The organism is Ewingella americana (assembly GCF_006438725.1).
In the GTDB taxonomy this organism is placed as follows: domain Bacteria; phylum Pseudomonadota; class Gammaproteobacteria; order Enterobacterales; family Enterobacteriaceae; genus Ewingella; species Ewingella americana_A.
In genome coordinates this window covers 1-25,264 of sequence record NZ_RCZD01000014.1, presented here as the reverse complement: position 1 = coordinate 25,264, position 25,264 = coordinate 1, and the positions used below count along the sequence as shown (strand labels likewise).

At 52.8% G+C, this 25,264-nt stretch carries 18 protein-coding genes, 1 rRNA gene and 1 riboswitch; of the genes, 14 read left to right on the top strand and 5 right to left on the bottom strand.

The window, feature by feature from the left end; translation table 11 throughout:
- The first annotated feature begins 1 nt into the window (after position 1).
- Positions 2-2,437 carry a bifunctional aspartate kinase/homoserine dehydrogenase II gene (locus EAH77_RS20850; protein ID WP_140474720.1) on the top strand — a complete coding sequence of 812 codons (2,436 nt, stop codon included), beginning with the start codon at positions 2-4 and terminating at the stop codon, positions 2,435-2,437.
- Positions 2,438-2,676: 239 nt separating this feature from the next.
- On the top strand, positions 2,677-3,591 hold the full coding sequence (gene metF, locus EAH77_RS20845; RefSeq protein WP_140474719.1) for a methylenetetrahydrofolate reductase: 915 nt from the start codon (positions 2,677-2,679) through the stop codon (positions 3,589-3,591).
- 88 nt (positions 3,592-3,679) lie between these two features.
- Here metF and ppc read toward each other — a convergent pair whose 3' ends face one another.
- Positions 3,680-6,328, bottom strand: a complete 2,649-nt coding sequence (gene ppc, locus EAH77_RS20840) for a phosphoenolpyruvate carboxylase (protein WP_140474718.1) — start codon at positions 6,326-6,328, stop codon at positions 3,680-3,682.
- Between the two features lie 303 nt (positions 6,329-6,631).
- The gene (gene argE / locus EAH77_RS20835) at positions 6,632-7,783 is read right to left on the bottom strand and encodes an acetylornithine deacetylase (protein WP_140474717.1); all 1,152 of its coding nucleotides are present in this window, start codon (positions 7,781-7,783) and stop codon (positions 6,632-6,634) included.
- 291 nt (positions 7,784-8,074) lie between these two features.
- Between argE and argC the strand changes: the two genes are divergently transcribed.
- The 4 genes from argC to argH all read left to right on the top strand — a co-directional run bounded on the left by argC (position 8,075) and on the right by argH (position 12,749).
- Entirely contained in the window at positions 8,075-9,079 is a 1,005-nt protein-coding gene (gene argC, locus EAH77_RS20830) for an N-acetyl-gamma-glutamyl-phosphate reductase (protein WP_140474716.1), read from the top strand.
- Positions 9,080-9,135: 56 nt separating this feature from the next.
- Entirely contained in the window at positions 9,136-9,909 is a 774-nt protein-coding gene (gene argB, locus EAH77_RS20825) for an acetylglutamate kinase (RefSeq protein ID WP_140474715.1), read from the top strand.
- 64 nt (positions 9,910-9,973) lie between these two features.
- Positions 9,974-11,191: an argininosuccinate synthase gene (locus tag EAH77_RS20820; protein ID WP_140474714.1), complete on the top strand. Its 1,218-nt coding sequence runs from the start codon at positions 9,974-9,976 to the stop codon at positions 11,189-11,191.
- A gap of 184 nt (positions 11,192-11,375) precedes the next feature.
- On the top strand, positions 11,376-12,749 hold the full coding sequence (gene argH / locus EAH77_RS20815; protein ID WP_140474713.1) for an argininosuccinate lyase: 1,374 nt from the start codon (positions 11,376-11,378) through the stop codon (positions 12,747-12,749).
- 102 nt (positions 12,750-12,851) lie between these two features.
- Here the strand turns inward: argH and EAH77_RS20810 are convergent, their stop codons facing one another.
- Positions 12,852-13,610: a glutathione peroxidase gene (locus tag EAH77_RS20810; RefSeq protein WP_140474712.1), complete on the bottom strand. Its 759-nt coding sequence runs from the start codon at positions 13,608-13,610 to the stop codon at positions 12,852-12,854.
- 171 nt (positions 13,611-13,781) lie between these two features.
- Here EAH77_RS20810 and oxyR point away from each other — a divergent pair, with 171 nt between their 5' ends.
- Positions 13,782-14,702, top strand: coding sequence for a DNA-binding transcriptional regulator OxyR (oxyR, locus tag EAH77_RS20805; protein WP_140474711.1), 921 nt, complete (start codon positions 13,782-13,784; stop codon positions 14,700-14,702).
- Here the strand turns inward: oxyR and sthA are convergent.
- Positions 14,685-16,085, bottom strand: a complete 1,401-nt coding sequence (gene sthA / locus EAH77_RS20800) for a Si-specific NAD(P)(+) transhydrogenase (RefSeq protein ID WP_140474710.1) — start codon at positions 16,083-16,085, stop codon at positions 14,685-14,687. The genes oxyR and sthA overlap by 18 nt on opposite strands.
- 212 nt (positions 16,086-16,297) lie before the next feature.
- Between sthA and fabR the strand changes: the two genes are divergently transcribed.
- From fabR to EAH77_RS20780, 4 genes are all read left to right on the top strand, one after another.
- Positions 16,298-16,957 (top strand): HTH-type transcriptional repressor FabR, encoded by a 660-nt coding sequence (gene fabR / locus EAH77_RS20795; protein WP_140474857.1) that lies wholly within the window; start codon positions 16,298-16,300, stop codon positions 16,955-16,957.
- Positions 16,950-17,309 (top strand): YijD family membrane protein, encoded by a 360-nt coding sequence (locus EAH77_RS20790; RefSeq protein WP_140474709.1) that lies wholly within the window; start codon positions 16,950-16,952, stop codon positions 17,307-17,309. Before fabR ends, EAH77_RS20790 begins: the two co-directional genes overlap by 8 nt.
- A 345-nt stretch (positions 17,310-17,654) precedes the next feature.
- Positions 17,655-19,250: an MFS transporter gene (locus tag EAH77_RS20785; RefSeq protein WP_140474708.1), complete on the top strand. Its 1,596-nt coding sequence runs from the start codon at positions 17,655-17,657 to the stop codon at positions 19,248-19,250.
- A gap of 15 nt (positions 19,251-19,265) precedes the next feature.
- Positions 19,266-20,405 (top strand): glycoside hydrolase family 88/105 protein, encoded by a 1,140-nt coding sequence (locus tag EAH77_RS20780; protein ID WP_140474707.1) that lies wholly within the window; start codon positions 19,266-19,268, stop codon positions 20,403-20,405.
- A gap of 74 nt (positions 20,406-20,479) precedes the next feature.
- Here the strand turns inward: EAH77_RS20780 and trmA are convergent, their stop codons facing one another.
- Positions 20,480-21,580: a tRNA (uridine(54)-C5)-methyltransferase TrmA gene (trmA, locus tag EAH77_RS20775; protein ID WP_140474706.1), complete on the bottom strand. Its 1,101-nt coding sequence runs from the start codon at positions 21,578-21,580 to the stop codon at positions 20,480-20,482.
- 134 nt (positions 21,581-21,714) lie between these two features.
- Positions 21,715-21,965: riboswitch (cobalamin riboswitch) on the top strand.
- 68 nt (positions 21,966-22,033) lie between these two features.
- On the opposite strand from trmA, the gene btuB reads away from it, so the two are divergent.
- The 3 genes from btuB to EAH77_RS20760 form a co-directional block, all read left to right on the top strand.
- Entirely contained in the window at positions 22,034-23,908 is a 1,875-nt protein-coding gene (gene btuB / locus EAH77_RS20770; protein ID WP_140474705.1) for a TonB-dependent vitamin B12 receptor BtuB, read from the top strand.
- Positions 23,853-24,734, top strand: a complete 882-nt coding sequence (gene murI / locus EAH77_RS20765) for a glutamate racemase (protein WP_140474704.1) — start codon at positions 23,853-23,855, stop codon at positions 24,732-24,734. The genes btuB and murI overlap by 56 nt, the downstream gene beginning before the upstream one ends.
- 408 nt (positions 24,735-25,142) lie before the next feature.
- A 16S ribosomal RNA gene (locus EAH77_RS20760) occupies positions 25,143-25,264 on the top strand; the annotation flags it as partial.

Below are 25,264 nucleotides of genomic sequence, written 5' to 3'. Positions count from 1 at the left end.
CATGAATGCAATAGCGGTAGCAGCACCGGCGGGAAGTCGGCAGCTGCACAAATTTGGTGGTAGCAGTCTGGCTGATGTGAAATGTTATTTGCGCGTGGCCGGGATCATGGCCGAGTATGGTAATCCAGGTGACATGATGGTGGTGTCCGCAGCGGGCAGCACCACTAACCAGCTGATCAGTTGGCTGAAACTCAGTCAGACCGATCGCCTGTCAGCGCATCAGGTTCAGCAGGCCTTGCGCCGCTATCAAAGTGACTTGATCACAGGTCTTCTGCCACCGGAAATGGCAGAACCGCTTATTGCGAAGTTTATTCATGATCTCGAACGTCTGGCATCCCTGCTGGATGGCAAAATCACCGATGCCGCCTATGCCGAAGTGGTCGGGCATGGAGAAGTGTGGTCTGCACGCCTGATGGCCGCACTGCTGGCAACCAAAGATCTGCCAGCCGCCTGGCTGGATGCCCGTGATTTCCTGCGGGCTGAACGTGCGGCCCAACCTCAGGTTGATGAAGGGCGCTCTTACCCGTTACTGCAACAACTGCTGGCGCAGCATCCGCAGCAATATCTGGTAGTGACCGGGTTTATCTCGCGTAACGATGCGGGTGAAACGGTGTTGCTGGGCCGTAACGGCAGCGACTACTCAGCTACGCAGATTGGCGCGCTGGCTGGCGTTAACCGGGTCACTATCTGGAGCGACGTCGCCGGGGTTTACAGTGCTGACCCGCGTAAAGTGAAAGATGCCTGTTTGCTGCCTTTATTGCGCCTCGACGAAGCCAGTGAATTGGCCCGTCTGGCCGCACCCGTGTTGCATACCCGTACATTACAGCCCGTTTCCGCTAGCGACATTGACCTGCAACTGCGCTGTAGCTATCAGCCCGAGCAAGGCTCAACCCGTATTGAACGCGTGCTGGCCTCCGGGACCGGTGCGAAAATCGTCACCAGTCATGACGACATCTGCCTGATTGAAATTGTCATCCCTTCTCAACACGACTTCCAGCTGGCGCATAAAGATGTCGAGCTGCTGCTTAAGCGTGCTCAGGTCAAACCGCTGGCGACCGGTATCCATCCGGATCGCAACCTGCTGCAACTCTGCTACACCTCGGAAGTGGTCGGCAGCGCCTTGCAGGCGTTGGAAGAGGCGGGTTTGCCAGGGCGTCTCTCTTTGCGCGAAGGGTTGGCGATGGTGGCGTTGGTCGGTGCCGGTGTATGCAAGAACCCACTGCACAGTCACCGTTTCTATCAGGAACTGAAAGACCAACCGGTCGAGTTTATCTGGCAGGCGGAAGATGGTATCAGTCTGGTGGCCGTGCTGCGCCTCGGGCCGACAGAGCATTTGGTGCAGGGTCTGCATAACACGCTGTTCCGTGCGGAAAAACGTATCGGCCTGATGCTGTTCGGCAAAGGTAACATCGGTTCTCGCTGGCTCGAACTCTTTGCCCGTGAGCAGAAAAATATTTCCGCGCGCAGTGGTTTTGAATTCGTTCTGGCGGGCGTGGTGGACAGTAAACGCAGCCTGTTGAGTTATGACGGGCTGGATGCCAGCCGCGCGTTGGCGTTCTTTGATGATGAAGCCCGTGACCACGATGAAGAGTCGCTGTTCTTGTGGATGCGGGCGCATCCCTATGATGATTTAGTGGTGCTGGACGTCACCGCCAGCGCAGAACTTGCCGACCAATATCTGGATTTCGCCAGCTACGGTTTTCACGTCATCAGCGCCAATAAAGTGGCGGGTGCGTCCAGCAGCAATCAGTACCGTCAGATTCGCGACGCCTTCGCCAAAACCGGCAGCCACTGGCTGTACAACGCCACCGTCGGCGCGGGTTTACCCGTCAACCATACCGTGCGGGATCTCCGCGATAGCGGCGACAGCATTCTGGCGATCAGCGGGATTTTCTCCGGCACGTTGTCGTGGTTGTTCCTGCAATTCGACGGCACGCTGCCTTTCACTGAGCTGGTGGATTTAGCCTGGCAGCAGGGGCTGACGGAACCCGACCCACGCGTTGACCTCTCCGGTCAGGATGTGATGCGCAAGCTGGTGATTTTGGCGCGCGAAGCGGGTTATGACATCGAACCTACGCAGGTGCGGGTGGAGTCTCTGGTGCCACTGGGTTGCGAAACCGGCTCGGTGGATCAGTTCTTTGAAGATGGCGAAGCGCTGAACCAGCAAATGCTGCAACGTCTCGAAGCGGCGCGTGAAATGGGACTGGTACTGCGTTACGTGGCACGATTCGATGCTAACGGCAAAGCGCGTGTCGGTGTTGAAGCCGTGCGCGACGACCACCCGCTGGCTGCGTTATTGCCTTGTGATAATGTCTTTGCTATTGAAAGCCGCTGGTATCGCGACAATCCACTGGTCATCCGTGGCCCCGGTGCGGGTCGCGATGTGACTGCGGGCGCTCTGCAATCTGATCTTAACCGTCTGGCGCAGCTGCTTTAATGTTCCTCTCCCTCCGGCTTCAGCCGGGGGGAGTTTCATGTATTTCTCTCAACTTCCCGCCGTACAAAATCCCCAACTTGAAATTCCTTCAATTTGAGTGAAGATTAATCATAGATGGATGCGTTTTTGCCGTTGACAGTTTTGCCGACTTCCTTCATTGTCTATCCATACGTTTAGACGTCTAGACGCTTATCATAAAGAACCATAATGAAAACGCAGTGATCTATGAGGTAGTGTTTATGAGCTTTTTCCACGCTAACCAGCGCGAAGCGCTGAATCAGAATCTGGCCGAATTACAGGGTCAAATTAACGTCTCTTTCGAGTTTTTCCCGCCGCGTACCAGCGAAATGGAAGATACGTTGTGGAGCTCTATTGATCGTCTCAGCAGCCTCAAGCCTAAATTTGTGTCCGTGACTTACGGCGCTAACTCCGGCGAGCGCGACCGCACGCACAGCATCATTAAGGGCATCAAAGAGCGCACCGGGCTGGAAGCTGCACCGCATCTGACCTGTGTTGATGCCAGCCGCGAAGAACTGATTCAAATTGCCCAGGATTACTGGCAGAGCGGGATCCGCCACATCGTGGCACTGCGGGGTGATTTACCACCGGGCGGCGGTAAGCCTGATCTTTACGCCACTGATTTGGTGCATCTGCTCAAAGGTGTGGGGGATTTTGATATCTCTGTCGCGGCTTACCCGGAAGTCCACCCGGAAGCCAAAAGCGCACAGGCTGACCTGATTAATCTCAAGCGTAAAATCGATGCGGGTGCCAACCGCGCCATTACCCAATTCTTCTTCGACGTAGAAAGTTACCTGCGTTTTCGCGACCGCTGCGCCGGGCAGGGCATCGACGTGGAGATCGTGCCGGGCATTCTGCCGGTGTCGAACTTCAAACAGCTGACCCGCTTTGCCACCATGACCAACGTGCGCGTACCGCACTGGATGACCGCTCAGTTCGAAGGCTTAGATGATGACCCGGAAACCCGTAAAATGGTCGGTGCTAATATTGCCATGGACATGGTAAAAATCCTCAGCCGCGAAGGCGTGAAGGACTTCCATTTCTACACCCTGAACCGCGCCGAGATGAGCTACGCGATTTGCCATACGCTGGGCGTGCGCCCGGAAGCCGCTGCGCCGATTCGCGCTGCGGTCTGATTCCCTGTTCAGGAAAACGCCTGTTGGCATCAACTTCAGGCGAAAAAAAACCGGCATAATCGCCGGTTTTTTGTTTTTTGTGGTGCTGCTAGCCGGTGTTGCGCATACCGGCTGCCACACCCGCGATAGTGACCATCAGCGCCTGCTCAACACGGGCGTCAGGCGTATGGCCCTCTTTTTCTAACTGACGTGAGCGGTGCAGCAATTCAGCCTGCAATACGTTCAGCGGGTCAGTGTAGACATTACGCAGCGCGATAGATTCGGCAATCCATGGCAGATCGGCCATCAGATGGTCGTCGTTGGAAATCGCCAATACCACTTTGATGTCGCTTGCCAACTGGTCACGCAATTTCTGCCCGAGTGGCCACAGCGTTTTGTCCACCAGACGCTGATCGTAGTATTCCGCCAGCCACAGGTCAGCTTTGGCAAATACCATTTCCAGCATACCGATGCGGGTGGAGAAGAACGGCCAGTCGCGGCACATAGACTCCAGCTCATCGCGTTTACCGGCATCGACTACCGCTTGCAAACCCGCACCCGCGCCTAACCATGCAGGCAGCATCAGACGGTTTTGCGTCCAGGCGAAGATCCATGGAATGGCACGCAGGCTTTCGACGCCGCCGTTAGCTTTACGTTTTGCCGGGCGTGAACCCAGTGGCAATTTACCCAGTTCCTGTTCCGGCGTTGCGGCGCGGAAGTAAGGGACAAAGTCTTTATTTTCGCGCACATAGCCGCGATACATGGTGCAGGAGACGTCAGACAACTGCTCCATAATGTCCACCCAGGCCTTTTTCGGCTCCGGTGGTGGTAACAGGTTGGCTTCCAGAATCGCACCGGTATAGAGCGCGAGGCTACTGATGGTCACTTCCGGCAGGCCGAATTTGAAGCGGATCATCTCGCCCTGTTCGGTGACGCGCAGGCCGCCTTTCAGGCTTCCAGGGGGTTGTGACAGCAGTGCGGCGTGGGCAGGTGCGCCGCCACGGCCAATCGAACCGCCGCGTCCGTGGAACAGCGTCAGCAGAACACCGGCTTTTTCGCAGGTTTTGATCAGGGCATCCTGCGCACGGTATTGTGCCCATGAGGCCGCCATCACGCCCGCATCTTTGGCTGAATCGGAATAACCGATCATCACCATCTGTTTGCCCTGAATGCAACCACGGTACCAGTCGAGGCTCAGCAACTGAGTCATGACGGAATCGGCATTGTTCAGGTCGTCGAGAGTTTCGAACAGCGGCGCGACTGGCAGAGTGAACGGACAGCCCGCTTCTTTCAGCAATAAATGCACGGCCAGCACATCTGACGGCGTTTTCGCCATCGAGATCACGTAGGCAGCAATGGAACCTTCCGGCGCTTCGGCGATGACCTGACAGGTATCGAGTACTTCTTTGGTCGTTGCGCTCGGTTCCCAAAAACGCGGCACCAGCGGGCGCTGGGAATTCAGTTCGCGGATCAGGAAGGCCTGTTTGTCAGATTCTGACCAATTTTCGTAATCACCAAGGCCCAGATAACGGGTGATCTCAGCAATGGCATCGGTGTGACGGGTGCTTTCCTGACGAATATCGATCCGCACCAGCGGCACGCCGAAACAGCGCACGCGGCGCAGCGTATCAAGCAACTGGCCATTAGCAATAATGCCCATGCCGCAGGCTTGCAGTGACTGGTAACACGCGTACAGCGGCTCCCACAGCTGCTCATTGTTCACCAGTAAATCATGTGGAGTTGGCAGACGCTCGCCGTTCAGACGCGCTTCCAGATAGGCTTGGGTAGAAAGCAGCTGAGCACGCAGACGTTTCATGATCACGCGGTAAGCTTCCGGCTCACTTTCACCATCGGCGAGTTCACGCAGTTCTGGCGTACATTCGGTCATGGAAAGTTCGGAAACCAATACCGCGACATCGCGCAGGAACAGGTCGGTGGCTTTCCAGCGGCTCAGCAGCAGCACGTGACGGGTGATATCGGCGGTGACGTTAGGGTTACCGTCGCGGTCGCCGCCCATCCAGGAAGTGAAGCGCACGGGTACGGCTTCCACCGGCATTTTGTAATCGAGTGAGGTTTCCAACTGCTCATTGAATTCACGCAGAAACGCTGGAACGCCTTCCCACAGACTGTTTTCAACCACCGCAAAGCCCCATTTGGCTTCATCAACCGGAGACGGACGGTATTTGCGAATTTCGTCGGTATGCCATGACTGGGCAATCAGCTGGCGCAGACGGCGCATAATCTGTTTGCGTTCGTAGTCGGCCAGATCGTTGTGGTCGAGCTGTTTCAGACAGCTGTTTACTTCTACCAGTTTGTGGATCAGCGTCCGGCGCGCGATTTCGGTCGGGTGCGCGGTCAATACCAGCTCGATGGAGAGTTGTTCAACCGCATCACGCAGTTGTTGGGAGGACAGGTTTTTGGACTTCAAACGTTCGATCAGTTGCGCCAGCGCTTCCGGGTTACTCGCGGCTTCGCCGTGCGGCGAAATGCTGTGATATTGCTCTGCCACGTTGGTTAAATTCAAAAACTGGCTGAAGGCACGGGCTACAGGCAGCAGTTCATCATTAGATAAATTTTGCAGCGTGGACAGCAGCTCCTGGCGGTCTGCATCATTACCGGCGCGTGAGGATTTGGAAAGCTTACGAATTTTCTCAACACGATCAAGGATATGCTCTCCCAACGTATCTTTGATCGTGTCGCCAAGCAGTGTACCTAACATACTGACGTTACTGCGCATTGCGGAATATTGTTCGTTCATATCGCCTCTGACCCTCTACCCGTTCTTTTATTTAAAATTATATTTTCTGTAAATAACTATCACCCGTAAGACGCTGTCGCCTTAATTCATTTTTACGCTGCGAACGTGATCACATTTTCAAAAACAGCACCTGTTTTACCCCAAAAAGACCGATTCCCTCACTATAAAAATGGTGTTTTTGGCAAATTTGCTGAATTTTCATCATCGCCAGCCGCATATCAGTTTGGCTAATCACGCTTTTGTACAGTATCAAAGGGCACCCGCAGGTGCCCTGTTTGTTTCTGTCTCATCGGGAATACAGAATTAGTGGTAGCAGAAATGGTGCACAACCTGTGTGATCAACTCACGGGTCGGTTTGATAAATGCGGTATCAAGGTATTCATCCGGTTGATGCGCCTGTTCTATTGAACCGGGTCCGAGCACCAGCGTTGGGCACAGCGCCTGAATAAATGGAGCCTCGGTGCAATAGTTGACGATCTCCGTTTCCACGCCGAGCAGCTTTTCCACTACCTGAACCAACTGGTGGTCCGGCGGGCATTCGTAGCCAGGAATCGGTGGGTGTAACGCTTCGATAGCTACGCGGCCTGGCCAGCGGCTGCTTACCGGTTCCAGCGCTTCCTGCAACAGAGCGTCGAGATCGGAAAGCGTCAGCCCCGGCAGCGGGCGGATATCCATGTGCAGCTCGCAGCAGGCACAAATACGGTTAGCCGCGTCACCGCCGCTGATATGGCCAAAATTCATGGTTGGATAAGGAATGACAAACCCGCTGTGGTGGTAACGTTCTTTCAATGTATTGCGCAGCCCGATCAGCTGAGTGATGGCGTCATGCATCAGGTCGATGGCATTCACACCGCGGCCCGGATCGCTCGAATGGCCCGACTGGCCGGTGATACGAATCGCGTTGGAGATGTGACCTTTGTGCGCACGAACCGGCTTCAGTGACGTCGGCTCGCCGATGATCGCGCAGTCGGGGCGAATCGCTGTATTCTTGGAAAAATAGCTGGCACCGGCCATGCTGGTTTCTTCATCGGCGGTCGCCAGAATATATAGCGGTTTAGTCAGTTTGGTGGTGTCGACATCACGCAATGCATCGACGATAAAAGCAAAGAAACCTTTCATGTCCGCCGTACCCAAACCGTAGAGCTTATTTTCGTGTTCGGTCAGGGTGAAAGGGTCGCGGGTCCAGCGGCCATCGTCGTAGGGAACGGTATCGGTATGGCCGGCCAGCAACAGCCCGCCAGCGCCTTCACCCACGCTTGCCAACATGTTGAATTTATTACGGGTGTTGGGTACGGGTTGGATCTCAACCTTAAAGCCAAGATCGCGGAACCAGCCAGCCAACACGTTGATTAAGGTTTCATTACTCTGATCCAATGCGCTGTCGGTGGCACTGATCGAAGGTATCGCGATTAACGCCCGGTATAGCTCAATAAAAGGAGGTAATTTCATCTTCACTGTTGACAGCCTTTAGTTAGGGTAGTATTCATATTCATGCAGTTTATGTGAATAAAAATACAGTAAGCCAGCACGTAAGGAAACCGAAAAAATCCTTCGGTACCTTACCCAAAATTATTCGAGTTGCATCAAGGCGGCAAACGAACGCCGATGAAGCTTGAAGAATGATGGGTAAACGAAATGGTCGAAAATTTCGCGGGTGAACGGCGTATAACGCGGTGAACCCTGTTACCTAAGAAGTACGCTGTATCGCAGAGTCATACAGTTAAGTTGAGAAGGTGAACAGACCCCATGTTGAATACGCTGATTGTTGGTGCCACAGGTTATGCCGGAGCTGAACTCGCGGCCTACCTGAATCGCCACCCACATATGAACATAACCGGTTTAACGGTTTCAGCGCAAAGTGCAGATGCAGGAAAATTGCTTTCTGATTTGCATCCACAGTTGAAAGGCATCGTTGATCTGCCTGTTTTAGCGATGAAAGATGTGCAGGAAGCGGCTAAAGGCGTGGATGTGGTTTTTCTGGCCACGGCGCATGAAGTCAGCCACGACTTAGCCCCGCAGTTTCTGGCGGCCGGTTGTGTGGTGTTTGATCTGTCCGGTGCTTTCCGCGTCAAAAAACCTGAGTTTTACTCCGAATTTTACGGCTTTGAGCACCAGCACCTCGACTGGCTGAACAAAGCGGTATATGGCCTGGCCGAATGGCAGGCTGACAAACTCAAAGATGCACAACTGATCGCCGTGCCGGGCTGTTACCCGACGGCTTCACAGCTGGCACTTAAACCTTTGCTCGAAAACGACTTGCTCAATGACAGCCAGTGGCCGGTTATCAACGCCACCAGCGGCGTCAGCGGTGCAGGGCGCAAGGCCTCTTTGGGCAGCAGTTTCTGTGAAGTCAGCCTGCAACCTTACGGTCTGTTTAATCATCGCCATCACCCGGAAATTGTTGAGCACCTTGGCGTGCCGGTGATTTTCACCCCGCACCTGGGGAACTTCCCGCGCGGTATTCTGGCGACCATCACCTGCCGCCTGAAAGCCGACGTGACGGCGCAGGATGTGGCACAAGCTTTCCACAATGCTTATCACGACAAGCCTCTGGTCCGTTTGTACACCCAAGGTGTTCCGGCGCTGAAAGACGTGGTCGGATTGCCGTTCTGTGATATCGGTTTTGCGGTGAAAGGTGAACATCTGATTGTGGTTGCGACAGAAGACAACTTGCTGAAAGGCGCGTCAGCGCAGGCAGTACAATGTCTGAACCTGCGATTTGGTTTCCCTGAAACGCTCTCCCTGATTTGAAAAACCTTATATTAAAATCAAATACTTACTTTTAACCGATTGAGGCGCAAACAGCTATGAATCCGTTAGTCATTAAATTAGGTGGTGTGTTGCTGGACAATGAAGAAGCGCTCGAGCGCCTGTTCATGGCGCTGGTGACTTACCGCCAGCAATATCAGCGCCCATTGGTAATCGTTCACGGCGGCGGTTGTCTGGTCGATGAGCTGATGAAAAAACTGAATCTGCCTGTGGTGAAAAAGGCGGGTTTGCGTGTTACCCCTGCTGACCAGATTGACATTATCACCGGTGCACTGGCTGGCAGTGCCAACAAAACCCTGCTGGCATGGGCGATTAAACATGACATCAGTGCTGTTGGCCTCTCCCTGGCCGACGGTGGTTCTGTCAGTGTGACGCAGTTGAGCGAAGAGTTGGGTAACGTCGGCAAAGCCGAAGCCGGTTCCCCTGCGCTGATTAACATGCTGACCGCAGCCGGATATCTGCCGATTGTCAGCTCTATCGGGATCACCGCTTCGGGTCAATTGATGAATGTTAACGCCGATCAGGCCGCGACGGCCCTGGCGGCAACGCTGGGTGCAGATTTAATCCTGCTGTCAGATGTCAGTGGTATTCTTGATGGCAAAGGCCAGCGTATTCCAGAAATGTCAGCGCAAAAAGCCGAGTTGCTGATTGAGCAGGGTATTATTACCGATGGCATGGTCGTGAAAGTTCACGCCGCGCTGGATGCTGCACGTACGCTCGGACGCCCGGTAGACATCGCCAGTTGGCGTCACGCCGAGCAGTTACCGGCACTGTTTAACGGTACCGCGATCGGCACCCGTATTCTGGCGTGATCGCCGTATGTAAAACCTCATTGACCGACTTGTTGAATCAATAAAATTTTTAAAGGAAATCATCATGGCAGCAACCAAAGGCATCAAGAAAATTGTTCTGGCTTACTCCGGCGGTCTGGACACCTCAGCCATCATTCCCTGGCTGAAAGAAAACTATGGCGACTGTGAAGTTGTCGCGTTCGTGGCGGATATCGGTCAGGAACGTGGTGATCTGGAAGGCATTGAACAAAAAGCGCTGCGTACCGGTGCCTCTGAGTGCCACGTGGTTGACCTGCGTGAAGAGTTCATCAAAGACTACGTTTATCCGGTGCTGAAATCTGGCGCTTTGTACGAAGGCAGCTACCTGCTCGGTACTTCAATGGCGCGTCCGTTGATCGCCAAAGCGCAGGTTGAACTGGCACTGAAAGTGGGCGCAGATGCGCTGTGCCACGGCGCGACCGGTAAAGGTAACGACCAGGTACGTTTCGAAACCACTTACACCGCGTTGGCGCCACAGTTGAAAGTGGTTGCGCCATGGCGTGAATGGGACTTGCGTTCCCGTGAAGCCCTGCTCGATTATCTGAAAGAACGTAATATCCCCACCACGGCGTCGCTGGAAAAAATCTACAGCCGTGACGAGAACGCCTGGCACATTTCCACCGAAGGCGGCGTGCTGGAAAGCCCGTGGAATGCAGCCAACAAAGATTGCTGGGCATGGACTGTTGCACCGGAAGATGCACCGGATCAGGCCGAAACCGTCACCGTCAAAGTAGCAAAAGGTGAAGTGGTTGCCGTGAACGGTGTCGAACTGAGCCCGTATCAGTGCCTTGAAGCGCTGAACGTGCTGGGCGTGAAACACGGTATCGGCCGTATCGACATCGTTGAAAACCGTCTGGTCGGCATCAAGTCCCGTGGTTGCTACGAAACGCCGGGCGGCACCATCATGATGGCGGCACTGCGTGGCGTTGAGCAACTGGTTCTGGACCGTGACAGCTTCAAATGGCGTGAACAGTTGGGCCATGAAATGTCTTATGTTGTTTACGATGGTCGCTGGTTTGCACCGCTGCGTGAGTCGATTCAGGCTGCTGCGGATTCGCTGGCGCAGGACGTCAATGGCGAAGTGGTCATCAAACTCTATAAAGGCACCGCGACGGCAATTCAGAAACAATCGCCAAACAGCATGTACTCCGAAGAGTTCGCGACCTTCGGTGAAGACGAAGTGTATGATCACAGCCATGCGGGCGGCTTTATTCGCCTGTTCTCGCTGTCATCACGTATTCGCGCACTGAACGCTAAGAAGTAAAATAGGCTATTTTACTTGCCATTTTGGGCTTGGGCAGTGCTCGAAATCCTCACGTACTGTATGTACGCTGCGGTTCCTGCGCGCTGTCCGCACCCAAACTGGCTGCGACAATAACGCCTATTTATTGATTATATTAAGGGCGCACATGCTGCGCCCTTTTGCATAAATTAAAGGAGTACAAGTTATGGCACTTTGGGGCGGACGGTTTAGCCAGGCAGCCGATCAACGGTTTAAAGAATTAAACGATTCACTGCGTTTTGACTACCGTCTGGCGGAGCAGGATATCGTCGGGTCAGTGGCCTGGTCGAAGGCGCTGGTCACCGTGAACGTGTTGACCGCTGACGAACAGCTGCAACTGGAAGCCGCACTGAACGTGTTGCTGGAAGAAGTTCGTGCTAACCCTCGTGCGATTTTGGCAAGCGATGCCGAAGATATTCACAGCTGGGTTGAGCAGAAGCTGATCGACAAAGTCGGTGACCTTGGCAAAAAGCTGCACACCGGCCGTAGCCGTAATGATCAGGTAGCCACTGACCTCAAACTCTGGTGCAAAGCGCAGGTGGTTGAGCTCGGCGAAGCGCTTCATCATTTACAGCAAGCGCTGGTCGTCACGGCCGAAGCCAATCAGGACGCCGTGATGCCGGGCTACACGCATTTACAGCGTGCGCAGCCGGTGACGTTTGCCCACTGGTGTATGGCCTACGTCGAAATGCTGGCACGTGATGAAAGCCGTTTGCAGGACACGCTGAAACGTCTGGACGTCAGCCCGCTGGGCAGCGGCGCACTGGCCGGTACTGCGTATCCGATGGACCGCGAACAGTTGGCCGGCTGGTTAGGCTTTGCCTCTGCCACCCGCAATAGCCTCGACAGCGTCTCCGACCGTGACCACGTGATGGAGCTGCTTTCCAATGCGGCCATCAGCATGGTTCACCTGTCGCGTTTTGCCGAAGATCTGATCTTCTTCAATAGCGGTGAAGCGGCGTTTGTTGATTTGTCCGATCGCGTGACGTCAGGTTCTTCCCTGATGCCGCAGAAGAAAAACCCGGATGCGCTGGAATTGATTCGTGGCAAATGCGGCCGTGTGCAGGGCGCACTGACCGGCATGATGATGACCATGAAAGGCCTGCCACTGGCATATAACAAAGATATGCAAGAAGACAAAGAAGGGCTGTTTGACGCGCTCGATACCTGGATGGATTGTCTGAACATGGCGGCGCTGGTATTGGATGGTATTCAGGTGAAACGTCCGCGCGCGAAAGAAGCGGCTCAGCAGGGCTACGCGAACTCTACCGAATTGGCCGATTATCTGGTCGCCAAAGGTATGCCGTTCCGCGAAGCGCACCATATTGTCGGCGAAGCCGTGGTGGAAGCCATTGCTCAAGGCAAGGCGTTGGAAGCCCTGACGCTGGCGGACTTGCAGAAGTTCAGCAGCGTGATTGGTGACGACGTGTACCCCATCCTCGAACTGCAATCTTGTCTCGACAAGCGTGCGGCCAAGGGCGGTGTCTCGCCTGAGCAGGTTGCGCTGGCGATCCGTGAAGCGAAAGCGCGGTTGGCGTAACGTTTTAGCATCAGGCATAAAAAAGGCGGACCTAAGGTCCGCCGAATGTTCACGTAGTCATACTCTGTTTTATTATCGTAATTCTTATCTTAACGCGTCGTCTTATTGTGCCACTTCGCACACTTCTGCTTCGCTGTTCAGATAGACATCCAGGTCGTCGCTTCCCCCGATGTGGCGGCCTCCGATAAAGACTTGTGGCACAGTTGCACGGCCGGTGACGGCGCGCAAACTGACAGTCGTCGCATCTTTACCTAATACAATCTCTTCGTACTGCATGCCGCGTTCTTGCAGCATCTGTTTGGCTTTGGAGCAGAAAGGACAGCCCGGTTTGGTGAAGATCGACACGGATTCCTGCACTTTAAAATCCGGTGCCAGGTATTTAAGCAGGGTGTCGGCGTCGGAGACTTCAAACGGGTCGCCCGGTTTGTTCGGTTCGATAAACATTTTTTCTACCACGCCGTTACGCACCAGCATGGAGTAACGCCATGAACGCGGACCGAAGCCTAAATCAGCTTTTTCGACCAGCATGCCCATGCCTTTGGTGAATTCGCCGTTGCCGTCAGGAATAAAGGTGATGTTGGCGGCGCTTTGCTCGGCCTTCCATGCATTCATGACGAAAGTATCGTTGACGGAAACACACAGGATGCTGTCTACGCCATGGCTTTTAAATACGCCAGCCAGTTCGTTGTAGCGTGGCAAATGGCTTGAAGAACAGGTCGGAGTGAAAGCTCCCGGCAATGAAAATACAATCACTGTTTTATTTTTAAACAGCTCATTGGTGGTGAGGTCCACCCACTGATCGCCCTGACGGGTATGGAACGTAACTTGCGGTACTTGTTTCCCTTCGTGGCTTACAAACATGAATAACCTCTTAATTTTTCTTAATAAAAAACAAATAAAACTGATTTTTTGGCTGTGCCGTTTCGATGGGGGACATTATTGACGATTGTTGTTGATAGTTATAATCGTTGATTGCTATCTTATCTATCGCCGCGAGCTATCGTCGCGATCCATTATGGGCATGGGGTATATATGAATATTCGTGATTTAGAGTATCTGGTCGCACTGGCTGAGTTTCGTCATTTTCGCCGTGCCGCTGATTCTTGTCATGTGAGCCAGCCGACGTTAAGCGGGCAGATCCGCAAGCTGGAAGATGAACTGGGCGTGATGCTACTGGAAAGAACCAGCCGCAAAGTGTTATTTACCCAGGCCGGTTTGTTGCTGGTGGATCAGGCGCGGACTATTCTGCGTGAAGTTAAAGTCTTACGTGAAATGGCCAGCCAGCAGGGCGAGGCAATGTCCGGGCCACTGCATATCGGACTTATTCCGACCGTCGGGCCTTATCTGCTGCCGCAAATCATTCCGACACTGCACAAAACCTTTCCGAAACTCGAGATGTACCTGCACGAAGCGCAGACCCAGCAATTGCTGGCGCAGCTCGACAGCGGCAAGCTGGACTGTGCGATTTTAGCGCTGGTCAAAGAGAGCGAAGCCTTTATCGAAGTGCCACTGTTTGATGAGCCGATGAAACTGGCGATTTATGATGAACATCCGTGGGCATCGCGCGATCGCGTGGCGATGGCTGATCTGGCCGGTGAAAAGTTGTTGATGCTGGAAGATGGGCACTGTCTGCGCGATCAGGCTCTGGGATTCTGTTTCCAGGCTGGGGCTGACGAGGACACGCATTTTCGTGCCACCAGTCTTGAAACGCTGCGCAATATGGTCGCCGCTGGCAGTGGGATCACGCTGTTACCTGCGCTTGCCGTACCCAAAGAACGCAGCCGTGATGGTGTGACTTATCTGGTGTGTGACAAACCGGAACCGAGACGCACCATTGCATTGGTGTATCGTCCCGGTTCCCCGCTGCGTGGCCGCTATGAGCAACTTGCCGAAGCCATTAAGGTTCACATGCAGGCGCACATGGAAGCCGCTGCATTAAAACAGGCGGTTTAATCCGTTTAGCGCGGCAACGCGGTAGGCTTCGGCCATGGTCGGATAGTTGAAGGTGGTATTAACGAAATACTCGATAGTATTGCCTTCGCCTTTCTGTTCCATGATGGCCTGACCGATGTGGATAATTTCTGCCGCACGCTCTCCAAAGCAGTGAATACCCAGGATTTCCTTGGTTTCGCGATGGAAGAGCAGCTTCAGGCTTCCCACATTCATACCGGCAATTTGTGCGCGAGCCAGATGTTTAAACTGCGCGCGACCCACTTCGTAGGGCACTTTCATTGACGTCAGTTCCTGTTCAGTTTTACCGACGGAGCTGATTTCAGGGATGGTATAGATGCCGGTCGGAATGTTTTCGATCAAATGCACCTTGGCCTCGCCCTGAATCATCGCCTGCGCGGCAATGCGGCCCTGATCGTAAGCGGCAGAAGCCAGACTCGGGTAGCCAATCACATCACCGACCGCATAAATGTGCGACAGTGCTGTCTGGTACATACTGTTTACTTTCAGCAAGCCGCGGCTGTCGGCGACCAGACCAATATTTTCCAGACCCAGTTTGTCAGTGTTACCGGTGCGTCCGTTGGCAAACAGCAGGGCGTCTGCTTTCACTTTCTTGCCGGATTTCAGATGCATGATCACGCCATCTTCGACACCTTCGATTTTTTCGAACTCTTCGTTATGGCGGATAACCACGCCGTTATTCCAGAAGTGATAGGAAAGGGCGTCTGACATCTCCTGATCGAGGAACGAAAGTAAGCGGTCGCGGGTGTTAATTAAGTCTACTTTGACGTTCAGACCACGGAAGATCGACGCATATTCGCAACCGATAACCCCAGCACCGTAAATGATCACGTGGCGCGGTTCGTGGCTGAGCTCGAGGATTAAGTCGCTGTCGTAAATGCGCGGATGGCTGAAATCGACACCATGCGGGCGATACGGGCGTGAGCCGCAGGCAATAACAATGTTATCGGCAGTTAACTGGTCATGGGTACCATCGGCATAGCGAACACTGAGGGTATGTTCGTCAACAAAGCTGGCATCACCGGCGAAAAGCTGGCATTGGTTGCGTTCGTAGAAACCCTGACGCATACGGGTTTGCTGATTAATAACGGAATCCGCATGGCGCAAAATATCCGGGAAACTGGAGCTCATGGTGCGCGAGTTATCACTGTAAAGCGGGTTCTGGTTGAATTCGATAATTCTGCTGACGGCGTGGCGCAGGGCTTTGGAAGGAATTGTGCCCCAGTGAGTACAACCGCCACCGACGTTATTATAGCGTTCGATGACCGCAACTCTGGCCCCTTGTTTAACCAGTCCCATTGCGGCGCCTTCTCCGCCAGGGCCTGAACCAATAATGATGGCATCAAAATGAGATTGCTGTTGCATGGTTCGAAACCTATTTTTATACAAAATAACAACGAGAAAGTAACATATTAGTCTGGTTTCCCCTACATGCAGTTGTCAAAACGTGGGAAAACCGCAACATTCTGACCCACTTTATGCTGTAGTTTCTTTACCTCGGCCGATCAAAAACTTTGGTATAGTGAAATTGCATTGGACTAACAGCTAATAAGAAGAAAAGACTCCGTATGAAGGTTATGGGCGTAAGAGCACAACAAAAAGAGCGCACGCGCCGCTCACTGATTGAGGCGGCATTCAGCCAACTCAGTGCCGAACGCAGCTTTGCCAGTTTGAGTCTGCGTGAAGTTTCGCGTGAGGCAGGGATCGCGCCGACCTCCTTTTACCGGCATTTCCGTGACGTCGATGAACTCGGTCTGACTATGGTAGATGAGAGCGGCTTAATGCTTCGTCAACTGATGCGTCAGGCGCGCCAGCGTATTGCCAAAGGTGGCAGCGTGATCCGCACATCTGTTTCCACTTTTATGGAGTTCATTGGTAACAATCCGAACGCCTTCCGTTTGCTGTTGCGTGAACGTTCCGGCACATCTTCCGCCTTTCGTGCTGCAGTTGCGCGAGAAATTCAGCATTTCATTGCGGAACTTGCTGACTATCTGCAACTCGAAAACCATATGCCGCGCAGTTTTACTGAAGCGCAGGCAGAAGCAATGGTGATCATCGTGTTCAACGCCGGTGCCGAAGCGCTGGATGTCGACATTGCTCAGCGGCGCCAGCTTGAAGAACGGCTGGTACTCCAGTTGCGGATGATTTCCAAAGGCGCGTATTACTGGTATCGCCGTCAGCAGGAAAGAACGGCGGTGTCCCCCATGAATAAGTCCGGAGGAATAGAAAATGACTGAACAACCGAACCAGGATAATGGCACCCTGATCCTGGCCTTGATTGCCGGATTGTCGATCAGCGGTACGTTCGATGCATTTTTCAGTTCCGTTGTCGTGTTCTCTATTTTCCCGGTCATTGCGTTGGTGCTGGCGGTGTATTGTCTGCATTTGCGTTATCACCAGGGTGAAATGCCTAAAGGCTTACCGACGCTGGCCGCCGCCTGTTTTCTGCTGGGGCTATTGCTTTACAGCACCATTGTGCGGGCCGAATATCCGCAGATAGGTTCCAACTTCCTGCCGTCGGTGATTTGTGTCGCGTTGGTTTTCTGGATTGGTGTGAAGTTGAAGCGACGAAAATCGCAAAGTATTTGATGCCGACGTTCTGCGATATTGCGTCGCACACCGTCATAAAGGCAACCTGCGGGTTGCCTTTTTTGATGACTGGTTACTCCTGTTTTTTGCCCAAGCCCGATAGGCTAAAACTGCCTGATCAGCGCAAGTTAATGAACTGCCATTTCATTAATATCGAACCTATGTTCAATATTTAGAAGTTGATCGCCCCCATCTTCGTTTTTTTGCCATAAAGTCTAGTCAGGTGGCAAAACGAGAAAGGTTTTCATTGCTACCCCCCGCTAATTTGGATCATGGCAGAACGGGCCGGAGGTCGTTTGCATTCTGCCAAGGCCTATCGGTGATTCAATCAGGGGCATGACGGTAATGAAAACACGCAAAATCGGATTATTAAATTATCTGGCTTACGGCTCAGGGGATTTCCTCGGCGCCGGGACCACGGCGCTGACTGCCGCCTGGCTTCTCTATTTTTACACCACGTTTTGCGGGCTAAGTCCCATCGAAGCGACCTTTATTTTCGCCACCGCCCGCGTGGCGGATGCGGTACTCAGTCCGCTGATGGGCTATCTCACCGATAACTTCGGTGGCACCTGGCTTGGTAAGCGTTTTGGTCGCCGAAAATTCTTCATTCTTCTCGGTATTCCTTGCGTGTTCAGCTACAGCTTCATGTGGGTCGGCGATATGGGATACGTCTATTATCTGCTGACTTATCTCCTGTTCGATATCGTCTACACCATGATTCTGGTGCCTTATGAAACGTTGGTGCCGGAAATGACTGACGATTTCAAACAGAAGACTAAGTTTTCTGGCGCACGCATTGCGCTGGCTCAGCTCTCGGCGATTCTGGCGGCATTTTTGCCGGGCATTCTGCTTTCGCACCTTGGTAAAGACAATCCAATTTCATTCTTCTATTCGAGTCTGGTTTTCTCGGTGATTTGTGCGCTGGTATTGACGCTGGTGTATTTCTTTACCTGGGAGCGGCCTGCGGAGCTTAAGTCAGAAGCGACATTAAAAATTGAACGGGAACGTCAGCAACTGACGCTGGCACAAAGCCTGAAACGCCTGAAAGTAGAGTTGTCCTCTACGCTGCGCATCAAGATTTTCCGCCAGCACCTCGGGTTGTACCTCGGCGGTTATATCGCTCAGGACGTCTTCAATGCCGTGTTTACCTATTACGTGGTGTTTGTGCTGATGCAAACCGCCACGGTGGCATCGAACCTGATGGGGATGATGGCCATCCTGCAATTTGTGGCGGTTATCGCCATGATCCCGCTCTGTATCCGCTTCGGCCCTGCACCTTCTTACCGGTTGGCGGTCAGTTTATTCGGGCTGGCGGTTATCTCTTACGGTGTGCTCTATTTCTCCAACATGAGCGATTCGATGTCTCTGTTACTGCTGATTTCGGCACTGGCGGGTTTGGGGCGTGGCGGCATCAACTATGTGCCGTGGAACATCTATACCTACATTGCTGATGTTGATGAAACCATTACCGGTCAGCGCCGCGAGGGGATTTTCGCCGGTGTGATGACGTTAACCCGCAAAGCCTCACAGGCTGGTGCCGTCATGCTGGTGGGGATTATTTTGCAGTTGGCCGGTTTTGTCTCGGGCAAAAGCGAGCAGTTGCCGTCGGTGGGCCACACCATTCTCGGTGTGCTGACGATAGGTTCGCTGGTGATGCTGACCATGGGCTTCGTCATTTCCCTCTATTTCCGCCTCAACCTGAAAACTCACCGCGTGCTGGCGAGAGAAACGCAAAAGATGCGTGATGCTAACCGCATTCTTCCTGAGCAAATTACGCCGGAGGACCGCGCCACGGTGGAAGAACTGACGGGGATGAAATACGAATCGCTGTGGGGCAATAACAACATCGGTTATTTGCATCGCCACAATCCGCCACCGCAAAAATTGACTCGTCACACGGCACCCGACCTGTCGGTACAACAGCCCGGTCACCGTTTATAAATCAAGGAGAACCGCATGCAAGTTTTTGAAGTTAAGCACAGCGCGTTGCTGAGACAGCCAGAGCATTTTATTTCGCGCAGCGAATTGCAGGGGCTGATCCACAAAGTGACCGACAATCTGGTCAATATCGAAGATAAAACCGGTGAGTTTCTGCTGCGTCTTGACGATGGCCGGGTGATCGATACCAAAGGCTGGGCGGGCTGGGAGTGGACGCATGGCATTGGCTTATATGGAATTTATCAGTATTACCAGCAGACGGGTGACGACCAGATGCGCGCGATTATTGATGATTGGTTCACCGCGCGGCTGGCAGAAGGCACGCCCACCAAAAACGTCAACACCATGAGCCCGTTCCTGACGCTGGCTTACCGCTATGAGGAAACCGGTAATGCGGCATGGCGGCCTTATCTGGAGCGCTGGGCAGAATGGGTGATGTACGAGATGCCGCGTACCGATAAAGGCGCGATGCAGCATATTGTTTATAACAATGAAAACCATCAGCAAATGTGGGATGACACGCTGATGATGAGCGTGCTGCCGTTGGCGAAAATAGGCAAACTGTTAGGCCGCACGGAATTCGTCGAAGAGGCAACCTATCAGTTCCTGGTTCATATCCAGTATCTGATGGATCGCGAAACCGGCCTGTGGTTCCATGGCTGGACATTCGACGGTCATCATAATTTTGCCAATGCCCGCTGGGCACGCGGTAACAGCTGGCTGACGATTGCTATCCCGGAGTTTCTCGAACTGGTCGATTTACCCGAGAACAACGCGACACGACGCTATTTGTTACAGGTGCTGGAGAGTCAGGTTGCTGCGCTGGCGAGATGCCAGGATGACAGTGGCCTGTGGCATACGCTGCTCGATGACCCTCAGTCTTATCTCGAAAGCTCTGCGACCGCGGGTTTTGCCTACGGAATATTGAAAGCAGTACGCAAGCGTTATATCGAGGCCTCTTATGCGCCGGTGGCGGAAAAAGCCATTCAGGGCGTGATTAAACACATCAATCCGGCGGGCGAACTGACGCAAACCTCGTTTGGGACGGCAATGGGATCGAATTTGGATTTTTATCGTGAAATTGCGCTGACTTCTATGCCGTACGGACAGGCGATGGCGATTTTGTGTCTGTCGGAGTATCTGCGGGTGTATCTGTAAAACGGGTTTTTATTATCGTCTGCATAAAAATGGGCACGCCGAGGTGCCCATTTTCTATGTTAAGCGTTCGCCAGTCAGATTCTTTCCAGCAATACACCGCATTCCATGTGGTGCGTATAGGGGAACTGATCGAACAACGCCAGTTTGGTCAGACGGTGCGTGTGGCTCAGCGTGTCTAGGTTAGCGCTCAGCGTCTCCGGGTTGCAGGAGATATAAAGAATGCGGTCGTACGCCTGCACCATTTTCACCGTATCGTCATCCAGCCCGCTGCGCGGTGGATCGACAAAAATCGTGTTGCAGTTGTAGGCGGTCAGTTCAATGTCTTTCAGACGGCGGAACTCGCGCACGCCGTTCATCGCCTGAGTGAAGTCTTCAGCGGCCATACGGATGATCTGCACGTTGTCGATGTGATTAGCTGCGATGTTGTACTGCGCCGCTGCGACCGAGGGTTTGGCAATTTCTGTCGCCAGTACGCGGTTAAAGTTACGCGCCAGGGCCAGCGAGAAGTTACCGTTGCCGCAATACAGCTCCAGCAAGTCACCGGTTGACCCTTCCGTTACGCCCAGCGCCCACTCCAGCATTTGAATATTCATCTCAGCATTCGGCTGGGTAAAGCTGTTTTCTACCTGACGGTAAATCATGTCGCGGCCGGCTACCGGTAACACTTCATCAATGTAGTCCTGATCCAGCATGATTTTGGTTTTAGAGGCACGGCCAATCAGTTGTACATCAAACCCCTGCTCGCGCAGTTGGTCTCGAAGCACCGTCGCGGCCTGCGTCCATTCGTCATCCAGTTTGCGGTGGTAAAGCAGTGAGGCAATAATTTTGCCGCTGCGCGTGGATAAATAATCAATCTGGAATATTTTCCGCCGCAGCGCGGGTTCCAGCTTGATGGCCGCGATCAGCACCGGCATTAGGCGGTTGATAATCTCGCTGGCAGCGGGGAACTGGTCCACACGCACGCGAGCTTTTGTCTGCTGATCAAACATGATGTGGTACAGATCGCCTTCGTCATGCCAAACGCGGAATTCTGCACGCATGCGGTAATGGCTGACGGGGGAACGGAAAACCTCGGGGGCCGGTGCCTGAAAAGGCGACATCATCGCCGCGAGACGTGCGGTCTTTTCCGCCAGTTGGTCGTCGTATTGTTCAATAGGCAGGTTTTCAGGCGTCATTGGTTATCTCGTCTAACGGGCAATAAATTGGCTAACTTTGCGGGGGATTGTAGGGAATGTCCCCATTATGTCCAGTCTTGTTGTATTTATAAGAGGAATACTCTTTCTCCACGATGGATGTCTGGATTTCCAAACGGGTTGATCGTAGGATTGGCCTTCGGCCTCAATAACTGAGTTAAAAGGGAATCCGGTGTGAATCCGGAACTGGCGCGCAGCGGTATGGGGAAAGCACGGCGATAGCATTTTTCTTATGCAGACACTGTCTTCTTTTTCTTTTATAGAAAAATGAGAGATGGGAAGTCATCGCCCGGTGGCGGTTTATTATTCCTTCATTAATAACCAACAAATCCTAAGTCCGAAAACCTGCCGATATTACGTCGCAACTTCACTGTCGTCGCGAAAACGTCGGTGTCTTTCTGCGGCATCCGCCAATTAAGTTTGGATGCTCGATTAATGACAATTAAAAAGCACGTGCTGCTGACGGTTTTATCTGTCACAGCTTTTTCAGGGTGGGCGCAAGACAGTACCTCTTCTTCGGATAATAGCGATAACCTCGTTGTCACTGCCAACCGTTTTCCACAGCCTGTTTCAACCGTATTAGCACCAATGGATATTGTCACCCGTGATGATATTGACCGCTGGCAGTCGAAAAATATTTTAGAGGCTATGCGCCGCTTGCCGGGTGTGGATATTGCGCAAAATGGCGGAATGGGGCAAAGCGCTTCTTTATATGTGCGTGGGTCTGAGGCTCGCCATACATTAGTTCTGGTTGATGGTATTCCGCTGGCTAAACCTGGGATAACCGGTGTTGCCGATCTCAATCAAATTCCCATTTCACTGGTACAGCGTATTGAGTTTATTCGCGGCCCACGTTCAGCGGTATATGGTGCGGATGCCATTGGTGGCGTGATTAACATTATTACGCAAACCACAACCCCTGGCGCGATGGTCGAAGCTGGCGTCGGTTCAAACCACTATCAACAATATGACGGTAGCGTCAGGCAGAAAGTGGGTGATAACACGATGGTCACCGTCGCGGGCGCTTTTCAGGATACTCGTGGTTTCAATGTTCAACCTGATTCCACCTATTCTGTTGACCGTGATCGCGATGGCTGGAGAAGTAAATCGTTCTGGGCGGGGATTGAACATCAGTTCAATGACCAGCTTTCAGGTTTCTTCCGTGGCTATGGTTATGGTGACAACTCTGACTATGATGCGGGATATTCAGGTGGCAGTGATGAACGCCAGCTGTTTAACCACACCTACGATACCGGTCTTCGTTTCACTCAGGGTGATTACGCGACAGAGTTTACCGCCAGCGATCAAACCTATAAAGATTACAACTACGTCAGCACGAATGGACTCTATGGCGACGGGACCTCGCTGGACGATATGGAACAGCGTAATCTTCGATGGGGAAATACCTATCGTATTGGCCACGGCATGCTGAGTGCGGGCCTCGATTGGCAACAACAGAAACTGACTTCCTCTGACCAGTATCTCTCGGACGACTATAAACGCGATAACACGGGTGTTTACCTGACCGGACAGCAGCAATTTGGCACCGTGACGTTCGAAGGTGCGGTGCGTGGTGATGATAGCGATCAGTTTGGATGGAATGGGACATGGCAGAGTGCAGCCGCCTGGGAGTTTGTTCCTGATTACCGCGTCACGCTTTCTTATGGCACAGGCTTCCAGGCCCCGACCCTGGGACAAATGTATGGCCAGAAACGTTATTACATTTCCTCTAATGAGGATTTAAAAGCTGAAGAGTCAAAACAGTGGGAAGCCGGTTTGGAAGGGGACACCGGGCCATTGAACTGGCGTCTGTCTGCATATCGTAACAAGATCGATAATCTGATCACTTACGACTATAACGAAACTACGTTTGAAGGCAGCTATTACAATATCGAAGCCGCAACCCTGAAGGGTGTGGAGTGGACCGGGAGTTTTGATACGGGTCCATTAAGCCATCGTATTACGCTGGGATATTTAGATGCCCGTCGTGATTCAGATGATGAGGTTCTTGCCCGTCGTTCCAAACAGCAAGCCAAGTATCAGCTCGACTGGACGGTCTTTGACGTCGATATGGATGTTTCATATCAGTACTTTGGGAAGCGTTTCGACAACAATACGTCGATATACAATAGCGAACAACGACGTCTGCCAGGTTATAGCACGGTCGATCTCGCCGCGTCCTATCCAATCACTTCCCATCTGACCGTTCGTGGTAGAATTGCTAACTTGTTTGATAAAAATTACGAGACGGCATATGGATACCAAACTGCTGGCCGGGAATACTACCTCACTGGAAGCTATACCTTCTGATCACTCGATAATTCCCGACCGCCCGACCGTGCTGGTGTTTGACTCTGGCGTCGGCGGGTTGTCGGTTTATCATGAGGTCCGGCAGATGTTGCCGGACCTTCACTATATATACGCTTTTGATAATGTGGCTTTCCCTTATGGTGAGAAGTCCGAAGCGTTCATTGTCGAGCGTGTGGTCGAAATCGTCAGCGCAGTCGAAAAACGTCATCCCCTTTCTATTATTGTTATCGCCTGCAACACCGCGAGCACGGTTTCACTTCCTGCATTGCGAGCCAAATTCGATTGCCCGGTCGTCGGCGTCGTTCCTGCCATCAAACCGGCGGCAAAACTGACACGCAATGGTGTCGTCGGCTTGCTGGCAACACGCGCTACTGTTCAGCGTCCTTATACTCACGACTTGATCGCCCGCTTTGCGACGGATTGCAAAATTCTGATGCTGGGTTCCGCCGAGCTGGTAGAAATCGCTGAGGCGAAGTTGCATGGCGCTGCAGTGCCATTGCCGGTATTAAAGAAAATCCTTCAGCCCTGGTTACGAATGCAAGAGCCGCCTGACACCGTTGTTCTTGGCTGTACGCACTTTCCGCTGCTGAGTGATGAACTGGCGCAGGTATTACCTGACGGTACGCGGCTGATTGACTCCGGTTCAGCGATTGCACGCCGCGCGCACTGGTTGATTGAAACTTCTCACCAGAAAATGCCTGCTAAGAAAGAGGGCGTTGAAATAGAGAGTCTGGCGTATTGCATGGCGGCAACGCCGGAGACGGAAGTTCTGCTGCCTGTTTTGCAGGCATATGGCTTTAAAAGCATCCAGGAATTGTCGCTTTAAACAGCTTTTGCTGAAAGATTCAGCTGTCGGTAAATTATTTGTATTTTAGGGGTTGCCACCGTCTGAGAACTCCCTATAATGCGCCTCCACTGACCGGGAACAACGATTGCGAAGTCGCCTGATTAGGAAGAGAAAAAGAAGAATGTTCGAATGAATAATCTCTTGACTCTTCAGCGGGAAAACGTAATATACGCCTCCCGCGCCGCATAAGATTCTTATCGGAACAGCGGCATGCTCTTTAACAATTTATCAGACAATCTGTGTGGGCACTCACAAGACGATATCAGCCACTTCGGTGGCAAAAAATATCAAGTCTTAAAGAGTGACCAAGCAGTAATTCATTTAAGTGAATTATTACGAAAGTTAATTTTTGAGCACCGCTTCACGAGTTGAAGCAAATCGAACTTTTAATTGAAGAGTTTGATCATGGCTCAGATTGAACGCTGGCGGCAGGCCTAACACATGCAAGTCGAGCGGTAACACAGGAGAGCTTGCTCTCTGGGTGACGAGCGGCGGACGGGTGAGTAATG

What these genes read in the sequence shown, in the direction of transcription:
- EAH77_RS20850 (WP_140474720.1), top strand. Translation starts at nt 2, where the DNA reads ATGAATGCAATAGCGGTAGCAGCACCGGCGGGAAGTCGGCAGCTGCAC.
- metF (WP_140474719.1), top strand. Translation starts at nt 2,677, where the DNA reads ATGAGCTTTTTCCACGCTAACCAGCGCGAAGCGCTGAATCAGAATCTG.
- ppc (WP_140474718.1), bottom strand. Translation starts at nt 6,328, where the DNA reads ATGAACGAACAATATTCCGCAATGCGCAGTAACGTCAGTATGTTAGGT.
- argC (WP_140474716.1), top strand. Translation starts at nt 8,075, where the DNA reads ATGTTGAATACGCTGATTGTTGGTGCCACAGGTTATGCCGGAGCTGAA.
- argB (WP_140474715.1), top strand. Translation starts at nt 9,136, where the DNA reads ATGAATCCGTTAGTCATTAAATTAGGTGGTGTGTTGCTGGACAATGAA.
- EAH77_RS20820 (WP_140474714.1), top strand. Translation starts at nt 9,974, where the DNA reads ATGGCAGCAACCAAAGGCATCAAGAAAATTGTTCTGGCTTACTCCGGC.
- argH (WP_140474713.1), top strand. Translation starts at nt 11,376, where the DNA reads ATGGCACTTTGGGGCGGACGGTTTAGCCAGGCAGCCGATCAACGGTTT.
- EAH77_RS20810 (WP_140474712.1), bottom strand. Translation starts at nt 13,610, where the DNA reads ATGTTTGTAAGCCACGAAGGGAAACAAGTACCGCAAGTTACGTTCCAT.
- oxyR (WP_140474711.1), top strand. Translation starts at nt 13,782, where the DNA reads ATGAATATTCGTGATTTAGAGTATCTGGTCGCACTGGCTGAGTTTCGT.
- sthA (WP_140474710.1), bottom strand. Translation starts at nt 16,085, where the DNA reads ATGCAACAGCAATCTCATTTTGATGCCATCATTATTGGTTCAGGCCCT.
- fabR (WP_140474857.1), top strand. Translation starts at nt 16,298, where the DNA reads ATGGGCGTAAGAGCACAACAAAAAGAGCGCACGCGCCGCTCACTGATT.
- EAH77_RS20790 (WP_140474709.1), top strand. Translation starts at nt 16,950, where the DNA reads ATGACTGAACAACCGAACCAGGATAATGGCACCCTGATCCTGGCCTTG.
- EAH77_RS20785 (WP_140474708.1), top strand. Translation starts at nt 17,655, where the DNA reads ATGAAAACACGCAAAATCGGATTATTAAATTATCTGGCTTACGGCTCA.
- EAH77_RS20780 (WP_140474707.1), top strand. Translation starts at nt 19,266, where the DNA reads ATGCAAGTTTTTGAAGTTAAGCACAGCGCGTTGCTGAGACAGCCAGAG.
- trmA (WP_140474706.1), bottom strand. Translation starts at nt 21,580, where the DNA reads ATGACGCCTGAAAACCTGCCTATTGAACAATACGACGACCAACTGGCG.
- btuB (WP_140474705.1), top strand. Translation starts at nt 22,034, where the DNA reads ATGACAATTAAAAAGCACGTGCTGCTGACGGTTTTATCTGTCACAGCT.
- murI (WP_140474704.1), top strand. Translation starts at nt 23,853, where the DNA reads ATGGATACCAAACTGCTGGCCGGGAATACTACCTCACTGGAAGCTATA.